This window comes from Mycobacterium sp., assembly GCF_046095365.1.
Classification (GTDB): domain Bacteria; phylum Actinomycetota; class Actinomycetes; order Mycobacteriales; family Mycobacteriaceae; genus Mycobacterium.
Window position 1 is genome coordinate 1 of the sequence record NZ_JBJTJF010000219.1, and the last position, 10,792, is coordinate 10,792.

17 protein-coding genes are annotated in these 10,792 nt (G+C 71.5%); 9 read left to right on the forward strand and 8 right to left on the reverse strand.

Translation table 11 applies throughout. The features are described 5' to 3' along the window. On the reverse strand, positions 1-338 hold a 338-nt coding region (locus tag ACKOQ4_RS17135), incomplete at its 3' end, for a B-box zinc finger protein (protein WP_526293789.1). Between the two features lie 308 nt (positions 339-646). On the opposite strand from ACKOQ4_RS17135, the gene ACKOQ4_RS17140 reads away from it, so the two are divergent. Genes ACKOQ4_RS17140 through ACKOQ4_RS17165 form a run of 6 tightly spaced genes read left to right on the forward strand, consistent with a single transcriptional unit; the run spans position 647 to position 4,063 of the window. Next, on the forward strand, positions 647-1,081 hold the full coding sequence (locus ACKOQ4_RS17140; protein ID WP_526293790.1) for an STAS domain-containing protein: 435 nt from the start codon (positions 647-649) through the stop codon (positions 1,079-1,081). Between the two features lie 43 nt (positions 1,082-1,124). After that, positions 1,125-1,766, forward strand: a complete 642-nt coding sequence (locus tag ACKOQ4_RS17145) for a methyltransferase domain-containing protein (RefSeq protein ID WP_526293791.1) — start codon at positions 1,125-1,127, stop codon at positions 1,764-1,766. An 11-nt stretch (positions 1,767-1,777) separates the two neighbouring features. Beyond that, positions 1,778-2,188 carry a VOC family protein gene (locus tag ACKOQ4_RS17150; RefSeq protein ID WP_526293792.1) on the forward strand — a complete coding sequence of 137 codons (411 nt, stop codon included), beginning with the start codon at positions 1,778-1,780 and terminating at the stop codon, positions 2,186-2,188. Position 2,189: 1 nt separating this feature from the next. Further along, positions 2,190-2,669, forward strand: coding sequence for a peroxynitrite isomerase (locus ACKOQ4_RS17155; protein WP_526293793.1), 480 nt, complete (start codon positions 2,190-2,192; stop codon positions 2,667-2,669). Positions 2,670-2,671: 2 nt separating this feature from the next. Next, positions 2,672-3,889, forward strand: coding sequence for a lipase LipE (gene lipE / locus ACKOQ4_RS17160; RefSeq protein WP_526293794.1), 1,218 nt, complete (start codon positions 2,672-2,674; stop codon positions 3,887-3,889). A 36-nt stretch (positions 3,890-3,925) separates the two neighbouring features. After that, the gene (locus ACKOQ4_RS17165) at positions 3,926-4,063 is read left to right on the forward strand and encodes a hypothetical protein (RefSeq protein WP_526293795.1); all 138 of its coding nucleotides are present in this window, start codon (positions 3,926-3,928) and stop codon (positions 4,061-4,063) included. A gap of 4 nt (positions 4,064-4,067) precedes the next feature. Here the strand turns inward: ACKOQ4_RS17165 and ACKOQ4_RS17170 are convergent, their stop codons facing one another. The 6 genes from ACKOQ4_RS17170 to ACKOQ4_RS17195 all read right to left on the reverse strand — a co-directional run bounded on the left by ACKOQ4_RS17170 (position 4,068) and on the right by ACKOQ4_RS17195 (position 8,115). Then, positions 4,068-4,373, reverse strand: a complete 306-nt coding sequence (locus tag ACKOQ4_RS17170; RefSeq protein WP_526293796.1) for a DUF2694 family protein — start codon at positions 4,371-4,373, stop codon at positions 4,068-4,070. Then, positions 4,370-4,687, reverse strand: coding sequence for a type VII secretion target (locus ACKOQ4_RS17175; protein ID WP_526293797.1), 318 nt, complete (start codon positions 4,685-4,687; stop codon positions 4,370-4,372). The genes ACKOQ4_RS17170 and ACKOQ4_RS17175 overlap by 4 nt, the downstream gene beginning before the upstream one ends. Before the next feature lie 12 nt (positions 4,688-4,699). Beyond that, a complete protein-coding gene (locus ACKOQ4_RS17180; protein ID WP_526293798.1) occupies positions 4,700-6,124 on the reverse strand; it encodes a DUF4226 domain-containing protein in 1,425 nt (474 codons plus the stop codon). A gap of 70 nt (positions 6,125-6,194) precedes the next feature. Beyond that, positions 6,195-6,548 carry a DUF4226 domain-containing protein gene (locus ACKOQ4_RS17185; RefSeq protein WP_526293799.1) on the reverse strand — a complete coding sequence of 118 codons (354 nt, stop codon included), beginning with the start codon at positions 6,546-6,548 and terminating at the stop codon, positions 6,195-6,197. 38 nt (positions 6,549-6,586) lie between these two features. Further along, entirely contained in the window at positions 6,587-7,378 is a 792-nt protein-coding gene (locus ACKOQ4_RS17190; RefSeq protein ID WP_526293800.1) for a C40 family peptidase, read from the reverse strand. After that, the gene (locus ACKOQ4_RS17195) at positions 7,375-8,115 is read right to left on the reverse strand and encodes a helix-turn-helix domain-containing protein (protein WP_526293801.1); all 741 of its coding nucleotides are present in this window, start codon (positions 8,113-8,115) and stop codon (positions 7,375-7,377) included. The genes ACKOQ4_RS17190 and ACKOQ4_RS17195 overlap by 4 nt, the downstream gene beginning before the upstream one ends. 130 nt (positions 8,116-8,245) lie before the next feature. On the opposite strand from ACKOQ4_RS17195, the gene ACKOQ4_RS17200 reads away from it, so the two are divergent. Together ACKOQ4_RS17200 and ACKOQ4_RS17205 are read left to right on the forward strand one after the other, a co-directional pair. Beyond that, the gene (locus ACKOQ4_RS17200; RefSeq protein WP_526293802.1) at positions 8,246-8,656 is read left to right on the forward strand and encodes a WhiB family transcriptional regulator; all 411 of its coding nucleotides are present in this window, start codon (positions 8,246-8,248) and stop codon (positions 8,654-8,656) included. A 55-nt stretch (positions 8,657-8,711) separates the two neighbouring features. Next, on the forward strand, positions 8,712-9,002 hold the full coding sequence (locus ACKOQ4_RS17205; protein WP_526293803.1) for a hypothetical protein: 291 nt from the start codon (positions 8,712-8,714) through the stop codon (positions 9,000-9,002). On the opposite strand, the gene ACKOQ4_RS17210 is transcribed toward ACKOQ4_RS17205, so the two are convergent. After that, the gene (locus tag ACKOQ4_RS17210) at positions 8,999-10,072 is read right to left on the reverse strand and encodes a phosphotransferase family protein (RefSeq protein WP_526293804.1); all 1,074 of its coding nucleotides are present in this window, start codon (positions 10,070-10,072) and stop codon (positions 8,999-9,001) included. The two genes, ACKOQ4_RS17205 and ACKOQ4_RS17210, sit on opposite strands and share 4 nt — an antisense overlap. Before the next feature lie 42 nt (positions 10,073-10,114). On the opposite strand from ACKOQ4_RS17210, the gene ACKOQ4_RS17215 reads away from it, so the two are divergent. Continuing rightward, a partial coding sequence (locus tag ACKOQ4_RS17215) for a cyclase family protein (RefSeq protein WP_526293805.1) occupies positions 10,115-10,792 on the forward strand: 678 nt, incomplete at its 3' end.

The following is a 10,792-nucleotide window of genomic DNA, read 5'->3' on the forward strand; positions in this document are numbered from 1 at the left end:
AGCCGGTAGTAGCCGCCGGCGGCGACGAACAGCGGAACCAGCGCAAGCCGGTAGACCACCATCCGGGAGCTCATCTGCAGCAGGAAGACGGCGACGGTGACAGCGATCAGCCCGTAGGTGACCAGCGGCGCGCCGGGGCGCCGCACCCCGCCCGGCGCGCGCGGCGGCGCGACCACCGTCGTCGCCGCAGCCGCGCAGTCCACACACTGGTGGCCGACCGCAGCGCTGCGCATGCACTCCGGGCAGGCCGGCCGGCCGCACCGGTTGCAGGCCAGATAGGCCTGCCGGTCGCGGTGGCGGTAGCAGGCCGGCGTCTGTGCCGGATACGGGATCGTCATGACCGGGCTAACGATAGCCAATCCCGGGAAGGGCCTGCCGCGACCAGCCTCTCTGCGGAATCCGTTGTCTGAAGCGTTATTGACGGTGCAAAAACATTTCGGAGGGGCTCAAGCCGTACGGAAAAGACCGGTCTGAACTGATTGAATAGTGATTACCAAAGGCCTCTGGCAGGTCGACGGATCCCGTACTAGATTCCGTTCCAGGTTGAGCATCCAGCCGCTCAGGGTCAGTGATTTCCTGGGAATCCATCGACAGCTGTGCCGCGAAACCCGGCGGGTTTCGCGGATTCCGAAGATCGGAGGCCGCCATGACCGTCGCCGACAACGTGACACCGCTGCCCGCCGTGGGAAAGCCGGGTGGCCGCCGCGAAACGGTCCGGGCCCGGGAGCTCAGTGCGGCGGCGGTCCTGATCGCCGCTTTCGGCGCGATCGACGCAGCCAGCGCCGGGGAGACATCCGGCCGCATCGAGCACCACCTGTCCGGCTACCGGCAGCTGGTCCTGGACTTCTCCCGGCTGGACTTCTTCGGCACCGCCGGCTACTCGGTCCTGCACCGGGTGTCCTCGCGGTGCCGGCGGCTGGGGATGGACTGGGTGCTGGTCCCCGGACCCGAAGTCGAACGGCTGCTGCGGATCTGCGATCCCGACCGACTGCTGCCGACCGCGCCGAACATCGTCTCGGCCGTCGCCGGGCTGGCCCGGCAAGACCACGTCGTACCGCTGCGCAGGACCGGGCGACGCTAGCCCGCCTCGACTGCCATACTCCCTCAGAGACGAGGGAGCACCAATGACGACACCGGGCCGGCAGTTCAATGCCGCCGTCACGCGTTTCTGGAGTCTCGCCGCGCCGCTCTACGACCTGCCGTACCTGCAGCGCTGGGTCTATCGGCCCGCCCAGGACGAGGTGGTCGCGAAACTTCGCGCCGCCGGCTCGCAGCGTGTCGCCGACATCGCATGCGGCACAGGCATTCTCGCGGCACGGGTACAAGAAGAACTGCACCCGAACGAGGTGTACGGGGTGGACATGTCCGACGGCATGCTCGAGCAGGCCAAGGTCCGCTCGGCGCAGGTCCGCTGGATGAAGGGCCCCGCCGAGCGGCTGCCCTTCGGGGACGGCGCACTGGATGCCGTCGTCACCACGTCGGCCTTTCACTTCTTCGACCAGCCGGCTGCGATGCGGGAGTTCAACCGCGTTCTGGCACCGGGCGGCCTGGTGGCAGTGGCCACCATCACCCCGCCGATGCCCAAGCTGCTGGAGAGGTTCGCGCCGGACGAATCCACCGTGATGCACAGCCCGTCGCCGGCGGAGATGCGAAAGCTGTTCACCGACGCAGGTTTCGACATCACCGATCAGCGGCGGGTGGACCGGCCGGTATGGACCCGGGCGGTGTGGGACCTGATCACCGTCGGAACCAAACCCGCCCGCTGAGAGGATCACGGATGGCCGTGCAACTGCTCGCCCCCAGCATCGAGGTGGGCCTGGTGACCACCGACCGCGACGCGATGGTGGCCTTCTACGAGGATCTGCTGGGTCTGGCCCACCAGGGCGACCTGGAGTTCCCCGGCGGGTCGATGAAGCGGTACGCGGTGGGTCCCAATGTCGTGCTCAAACTGGTCAGCTACGACCGGCCGCCCGCGGCTCCGGCGGTGCCCGGCGGCGGGCGGGCCCAGGCAGGCATCCGCTACATCACCCTGGTGGTCGCCGACGTCCGCGACGCCGCCCGGCAGGCCGGCGACGCCGGCTACCAGGTCGTCGAGCCGCCCGCTGCCTTCCCGGCGGTGCCCGGGATGGGCTGGGCATTCGTCGCCGACCCGGACGGTAACTGGGTCGAACTGGTCGGACCGGTGTGAGGTGGCCGAACTTCATCAAGCCGTGGCCGCACTGGCCCCGCTGCTGGGCACCTGGTCGGGCCGCGGCGTCGGCGACTACCCCACCATCGAGCCGTTCGAGTACCTCGAGGACGTCACGATCGGCCATGTCGGCAAGCCCTTTCTGACCTACGCGCAGCGGACCCGCTCCGAGGACGGTCTACCGCTGCACGCCGAGACGGGCTACATCCGGATGCCCGCCCCCGGTCGTGTCGAGCTGGTGCTGGCCCACCCGAGCGGCATCACCGAGATCGACGAGGGCACTCTCGCCGACTCGGCCGGGGTGTTGGTGATCGAGGTGGCATCGACCTCGATAGGCCGCACGTCGTCGGCCAAAGAGGTTGTCGCGCTTCAGCGCTGGATCCGGGTCGCCGGCGATGAGCTGCACTACGACCTCCAGATGGGCGCAGTGGCCCAGCCCTTGCAGAATCACCTGACCGCAACCCTGTACCGCCGGGTCTGACGGTGGACGGCCGCATCCGGGTTACGGCCGACCTCGACGCCGTCACCGACGCCGGCGACGAGCACCCCTCCCCCGCAACCGAACGCATCTGGGAGGCGGTGCGGCACTGGTACTCCGCCGGAACACAACCCGCCATCCAGCTGTGCCTGCGGCGCAACGGGGAGGTGGTGCTCAACCGCGCGATCGGTCACAGCTGGGGCAACGGGCCCGGCGATCCCCCGGACGCCGAGAAGATCCCGGTCCGGACCGGCACGCCGTTCTGCGTGTACTCCGCGGCCAAGGCCGTCACCACCACGGTGGTGCACATGCTCGTCGAACGCGGCGCCTTCGCGCTCGACGACCGGGTCTGTGAGTACCTGCCGTCCTACACCGGAGACGGCAAGGAACGCACCACGATCAGGCATGTGCTGACCCACAGCGCCGGGGTGCCGTTCGCCAACGGGCCGCGACCGGACCTGCGGCGGATGAACGACAGCGACTACGCGCGGGAGAGACTGGGTGAGCTCAGACCCATCCACCGGCCCGGCCTGATGCACATCTACCACGGCGTGACCTGGGGGCCGCTGGTGCGCGAGATCGTCTCGGCGGCCACCGGCCGCAACATCCGGGAGATCCTGGCCACCGAGATCCTCGACCCCCTGGGCTTCCGGTGGACCAACTACGGGGTGGCCGAGGCCGACGTCCCCCTGGTCGCGCCCAGCCACGTGACCGGCAGACCGCTGCCCGGCCCGGTCGCGGCTGCGCTGAAGTTGGCGCTTGGCGGTTCGATGACGAAGATCGTCCCGTTCTCCAACAGCCCGATGTTCCTGACCAGTGTGGTCCCGTCGTCGAGCACGGTGTCGAACGCCGAGGAACTGGCCCGGTTCGCCGAGATGCTCTGCCGCGGAGGCGAACTCGACGGGGTGCGGGTGATGTATCCGGAGACGCTCAGGGCGGCCACCCGGGAGTGCCGCCGGCTGCGGCCGGACGTCGCCACCGGACTGGCCCCGATCCGCTGGGGAACAGGCTTCATGCTGGGTTCGCGGCGTTTCGGCCCGTTCGGCCGCGACGCCGGTGCGGCGTTCGGTCATACCGGGCTGACCAACATCGCGGTCTGGGCCGACCCGTCGCGGGACCTCGCCGTCGGTCTGGTGAGCAGCGGCAAGCCCGGTCCCCATCCGGAGGCCCGGCGCTACACCGCTCTGCTGGACCGGATCAACTCCGAGATCCCCCGGGACTGAATTGTGGCCGGGACGTCGGGCGGTTAGCGTTGCCGCATGGCTGAGTCGGTGCTGCAGCAACAACTCGACGAGGTGCGCGCGCTGCTTCGGCGGGCACGCGAGCTGTTCGGGTCGAATCCCGTTGCGCCCCCGCAGGACATCCGCCCGGCGAGCCGGTCGCCGGAGACCGGATAGATCGTCAGGCGTCGTCGCCGGTGAGGCGGTGTCGGCTCAGTTCCGCTTCGGCGCGGTGCAGTTCGGCAGGGGTGGCCAGACCGGCCGAGGGGCTGAATCCCGCGTCGATGATCTCCCGGCGGATCTGCATGACGGCCCGCAAATGGGAGACCTCGGCGGCGAGCAGCACCGCTGCGGCCAGCTCCCCCGCGTCGGCCCCGCGGGTCCCCTCGGACAGCGCCGTGCTGTGCAGGTAACCGCCCCGGCTGGAGCGGAAGAGCACGTGCCCGCTCGGGTGCACGGCGTCGAATTCCGGGGCTACCTCGCTCACCGGTCCGCCTCGGTGACCGCCCGCACCTGCCGGGCCGCGTCGGAGTCCTGCTGTTCCCAGGTGTCGGCGGCCCGGTTGAGCCGGTCGGCCATCTCGGCGTGCGCGGCGGACTGCTGTTCGTAGCACGCCCGCCGGTGGTCCAGCAGTTCGCGGCCGGCATCGCGGAACTCCGCGAAGACCGGTCCCAGCGAGTCCAGGGCGGCGATCACCTCGGCGTGGCCGGCCGGGACGGCGCCGAGCTGCTCGGCGGCCAGTAGATGCTCGCGGGCGGCCCGGCGAAGTTCACCGGGTACGACGTTGAGGCGTTCTGCCATCGTTCACTCCTGTCAGGACGGGGCCGTCTGCGGCGGCTGCGGTGCCGGGACTACCGGCGCTCTCTCGGCGGTGCCCGGAGCCGGCGGATGCAGCCAGCCTAGGAAGCCTGCTCCGGTGACGCCGGAGATGGGCTGGATCTGCTTGTCCAGGAGGGCCTTGCCGGCACCGAGGGCCAGCGCGTGGCGATCGGTGAGGATGCCGACGTCGCCGGGCATCAGGTCGGTGACCGCGACCGGCGCAGGCACGGCCGCGCCCGGCGGCGGAAGAGTGATGCCCTGCTCGCGGAACGCGTCCGGGATCGGGGTACCGGAGACCGCGGCGTTGATGACGGCCGCCAGCTCGGGGCTGGGGGCGGTGACGACCTGGCCGTCGGGCAGCTCGACGGCGGTGTCCCCGGTCGGCTCGGCCCCGGGCCCGGTCGGGGCTTCCCGTCCGGCGTCCTGCGCGCCGGCCGTCTCCGGATCGTCGCGGCGGCCGCGGTTCTCCTCGGGCGGCGGGTCTACGGCGTCGTGACCGAGCAGGTCCCGCAAGGTCGCCGACGACAGCGGCGCCGGGCCGCCGCCGAAGGGCATGTGCGGCCCGCTCCCGAATGATCCCGGTGCTCCCCCGCCCCAGGCCGGCATTGGGGCCATCCCCGGCACGCCCGCCGGCGGGCCGGTGAATCCGGGCGGCGGCGGCGGTTCGCCGACCAGCTCGGCATCGGAGTACGGGAATTCGGGATACGGCAATTCGGTTGCCGCCGAATCACTCCCGGTCTCCGGCACGGGTTGGGGAGACGGGGTCCGGCGGTGACCAGGCGGCGGATCGTCGCAGTCATCCGGCGACTCCCCCGGCGACTCCCCCGGCGACTCCCCCGGCGACCCTGCGGACTCCGGGGTCGCCGACGAGTACAGCGATGCCAGCGCCGCCGCCAGGGCGGCTTTGGAGGTGGCGTCGAGGCCGGTGTCGTCCACGACCGCCCGGATGTCGCGCACCTTCCCGATCAGGAATCGCTGGAACTCCCGCGCGCCCGAGGCCGTGTCGAGGTCGGTCCGGGAAAGCACGGCACCCTCGATCTCCCGTTGCAGCCGTTCCAACTCGGCCAACCCGTTGCCGTGGGCCGAGTGTGCGTTGAGCACCGCGGTGACCACCTGCAGGTCCAGTTGGGCGGCGGCCGAGTGCTGCTGGGCCAGTGCGGTTTCGGCGCCCCTGATCGCGTCCGCCGCGGCGCCCTCACCGACCCGCGTCGGCGGCGGTACCGGCGGGCCGGCGACGAAGGCGCCGGGATGGGCCGCGACCACCTTCGCCAGTACGTCCCCGAGGACGGCCGGGGGGCTCAGCGGGTTGCAGACCACTGCGATGTCCGCGCCGGACAATCCGTCTCGCCAGGAGTCCCGGTCACCGGTGGCCGCGCGAACACGCGCTATCGCGTCGAAAAGGTCTTGGTACGACGCCACCGCGTGCCTCTCATGACGGCGACTGTAGGCAGCCTCTGGGCGGCTGACAATTCACCTGTCGGAGAAGGGCTCAGGACGGCGCCGGCGGCAGATAGCGTTCGGTAAGTTCCTTGACCGCAACGGTTTTCGCCCGAGCCTGGGCCTTAGCCCAGCGGACGACGTCCGCGGCCTCGCGGTTCACCGCCACCAGGTGCCGGCCGAACTCGCGTGCCCCGGCCGGGGTGTCCTTCGGCTGGTCGGCCGCGGCCGCCTCGACCTCGGATTCGATGGCCTCGATGCGGCCGATCGACTCGACGGCGGCGGCGTACGCGCCCGCCACCGCGTCGGCCAGAGCGCGGTCGGCGGCGGCCAGGTCGGCATCCCGCGCCGCGAGGGCCCGGCGCGCCGCCTCCAGCGCGTCCGCCGACTCGCCTCCCGCCGCCACGGGGCAGACGCTACCGAGGACGCCGGTGCCCGGACAACTCAGACCGGCCGGCGAACCGCCACATTCGCGCCCAGGCGGCTGATCTGCACGGTCGCACCCGGTTGGGGGGCTTCGACGACCAGGTTCCCGCCGATCGACATCTGGACGTGTCCGGTGTGCGGGAAGACCAGGTCGCCGGGCCGGATGGCCGAACGCGCAACCGGGATGCCGTCGTGGATCTGCTGATAGGTGGTCCGGTGCAGCCGGACACCGGCCTGCGCGTAGGCCCACTGGACCAGACCCGAGCAGTCGAACCGGTCCGGGCCGGTGGCGCCCCAGACGTAGGGCCGGCCCAGCCGGCTCAGCGCCGCACGCACCGCGGTCTCGGCACGCCGGTCCACGCCGGAACCTCCGCCGCCGTCGATGCGGTAGCGCAGCGAGCGGAGTCCGGACCGGCGGCGGCTGGCGGCGGCGCGCGCCGCCTGCACGTGGGCCCGTTGTCTTCGCAGCCGGATCATCCGGCGCGCCAACAGCTCTCGTGCCGCGATGGGACTGCCCGCGACCGCGGCGGCGTCGGCGCGCGCGGCCGCCAGCACCGCGCCGGTGTCGCGATGGGCGGCGGCGTGGTCGGCCCGGGCGGCATGCAGGATCGCAGACAGAGCGGCATCCACACGGCGCGACTCGTCCAGCTCGGCCAGCCGCGACCTGGCGGCCCGGCGGTAGTGGGCGGCCATCGTTCCGCCCTGCTCGGCCGCCTTCGGCCCGGGGGAGCGGCCGGCATCGAGACCGGGTGGCCCGGCGGCCGCGCCGAACAGGGCGTGGGCGCGGGCGAGCAGTTCGACCTCGGTCATCGGCCGTCCTCGACGAAAGCCCGGACCCGGGGGAGGGCGCCGGGGGGGATCAGCCCCTTGTTCCGGATGTCCCACATCTCCTCGGCGCTCACCCCGAGCAGCGCCGCGATGACGGCGTCGGGCAGCGCGCTGCTCCGGCAGGCCTGGTCGAACCGGGCGCCGATGCCGCCCGGCATCCGGGCCAGCAGACCGGCCCGGATGCCCTCCCGGGTCTGGAGGTGGGCCATCAGCCGGCCCGCGGACTGCGATCCGGCGTTGACGGCGACCCGCCAGGAGTTGGCGGCCAGCATCTCCGCCTTCACGCACTGAGCGATCACGCTCAGAATATACGTCTCGTATTCGTTTGATGTCTCCGCCGGCAGTCGGGCCATCAACGAGTTGAGCGATTCCAGGTGCGCCTCCGCGTGCGCCTCCAGGACGTCGGCGTCGGTATGCCGGCTGACGACGATCGGTCCGGTGGTGCGGGGAACGGGGGACCGGGTCCCGGGCGCGTCCAGCAACTGGGCCAATTCGGCATCCGGATCGTCGGCGACCAGTAGTCGCGCGTAGGTCCCCGGCGGCAGTCCGAGGCCGTTCTCAACCTTCTGAACTGTGCCTTTGTGTGGCTTGCGGGCTCCACGCTCCAGGTAGCTCAGGCCCATGATGCTGACTCCGGTGGCGGCGGCCAAGTCGGCCAGCGACCAGTCCCTCGACTCCCGCAGCGCCCTGATCGCGGCGCCCGCCGCCGTGCGGCTCACCGTCGGGCTCCGACCATGGCCGAATCGTACACAGCAGGACTCGGCTATCTGTTTCTGTTTACGTTTTACTTGCGGACCGGCGGTCGTGTATATACGCTTTCGTATCATAATTGATTCCGAGGAGGCCCTGATGGACATTCGCCCGTGCTCGACGGATCCGGACCTGTGGTTCGGCTACGCCGATGACGACGCCCGGGACGGGACCGCCAAGGCCCGTCTCTGGGAGCAGTCCGCGGCCCGGGCCAGAACCATCTGCCTGCGCCGCTGCCCGCTGGCCGAGCAGCGCCGGTGCGCCCGCCAGGCCGTCGAGGCCGGCGAGGAGTACGGGGTCTGGGCCGCGGTCAAGCTGCCCGGCGGCCAGTACCGCAAGCGCCACGAACTGGCGCGCGCCCATGCGGTGCTGCGCCAGATCGCCGAGGGTCTGATCAATCCGCGCGAACTTCCCGACAGCGCGGAACTGCTGGCGCGCGAAGAGACGCCGGCACCGCCGGCGGCGGCGGTCGTCCACATCCGACCCGGCCGGCGGTCGGCCGCCGCCTGAAACACGCCGTCCGCCGCGCGCCGGGATACCGCGCGCGCACGGGCAGACTGGAACGGTGCGCGCTGTCCTGGTGCTGGCCGTCGCGGGCGTGGTCGCGCTGGCGGTCGCCGCCCTGACCGGGAGCACACCGCTGGCCCTGGTGGTCATCGCGCTGGCGGTGGCCGGAATCGTCCAGCTGATGAGGGACTGGCGCTCGGAGCGCGGCCGGCGGCCCGCCGGTGTCGCGCCGCCGGCCGTCGGGACGTCCGCGGCCGGGGAAGCGGGGCTCTCGCCCGACCAGTTCTCCCCGGACATCTCCACCGAGCCCGGCGGGCCGTCCTCGGATGCCCGCGCCGACCAGGTCTAGTTCCTCGCACGAACCAACTCGAGGGTGCCCAGCTCCCGGATCGCCCGGCAGCCGCGGCCGAGCATGGCCAGCACCATGTCGTCGCCTCGTTCGGTGGACGCGGAGAACGCAAACCCCAGCGTGGTGATCAGCGGGATCTGCAGCATCCCGAAACGATAGTCCTGCCAACAGGTTTCGGCGTCGTAGTCGGCCACCCCGTACTCGGCCAGGGCCCGGTGATAGACACCGACGAGTTCCCGTTCGCAGTCGGGGCGCTCGTCGGGATCCAGGCTGGTTCCGGCGAAGTAGGCCAGGTCGCGGGCCGGCAGCCCGACGGCCAGCGTCTGCCAGTCCACGACAGTCACCCGCCCTGGTGCGAACAGGAGGTTGTCGGCCCGATAGTCACCGTGCAGGAGGCTGAAGCGGTCGGGGGAGACCAGCAGCCAGTCCGCGATCAGGTCGGCCGACTCCAGGACGGTGGCACAGTCGGCCGGGTCCATGCGCGACCCGAGTTTCTCGACGGTGGTCCGTGCTGCCAGCCGGGTGATGTCGCCGAGCCCGCGCGCGCTCGGCGCGTCGGGTCTGGGCATCACCGTGCCGGGGAAGTCCAGCCACGCCGGGTCGCACCAGCGCGGACCGTGCAGGCCGGCCAGCGCTGTCACCGCCAGGCGCGCCTGGGCCCGGGTGCATCCCCGGAGCTGGTCGCCCTGCTCGGCCGGTGCCATGTCGGCCAGCAGCAGGACGAACTGCGCACCCTGCCCGCCCAGGGCGCAGTGGTAGCACCGGGGGAGCGGCACCGCGACGGTCCCGGCCACCCCTGTGTAGAACGCGTGCTCGGAGCGGTAGCTCAGGGCGACCCGTTCCCGCACCGCCTCCTCCTGGGCGGGCAGCTTGACGACGAACGAATCCGGCAGGCCCGGTTGCGGTTCCGGGTAGCTGGCCGTGATCCGGTAGGTGGCGCCGGTCTGGCCGGTGCCGATCGGGCTCAGCGCCACCGCGTCGACGGCGACGGGGCGGCCCGGCCCGCTCAGCACACCGGCCAGCCACTCGGCGCTGACCTCGTCGGGGCGGGCCGGGATAGCGGAGACCATGGCGCGATTGAACCACCCTGAACGCCGCTACGATTGGCCCTCATGACGGCGCGCCGGTTCGTCGACCTGTCAGTTCCGCTCCAGGCCGGAATCGCCTCCGACCCGCCCGGCCATCTCCCCGAGATCGACTACTACGACCACCGGCAGACCGCGGAAGAGGTGGTGTCCTTCTTTCCCGGCGCCACCGCCGCCGATCTGCCGGACGGCGAGGGCTGGGCGATCGAACGGGTGCGCATCACCACCCACAACGGCACCCACCTCGACGCGCCCTACCACTACGCCTCGACGATGGACGGCGGCAAGCGGGCGATCACCATCGACGAGGTGCCCCTGGAGTGGTGCCTGCAGCCGGCGGTGAAGCTGGATTTCCGGCACCTGCCGGACGGCTACGTGGCCGGCGCCCAGGACGTGGCAGCCGAACTCGAGCGGATCGGGCACACCCTGGCCCCGCTGGAGATCGTGGTGGTCAACACCAGCGCCGGAACGCATTACGGTGCCCCCGACTACGTCAGCAAGGGCTGCGGGATGGGCCGGGAGGCCACGCTGTACCTGCTGGAGCGCGGGGTGCGGCTGACCGGGACCGACGCCTGGAGCTGGGACGCCCCGTTCAGCTACACCGCGCAGCGCTACGCGAAAAGCCATGACGCGTCGATCATCTGGGAGGGCCATCGCGCCGGCCGGACCATCGGCTACTGCCATATCGAGAAACTGCACAACCTC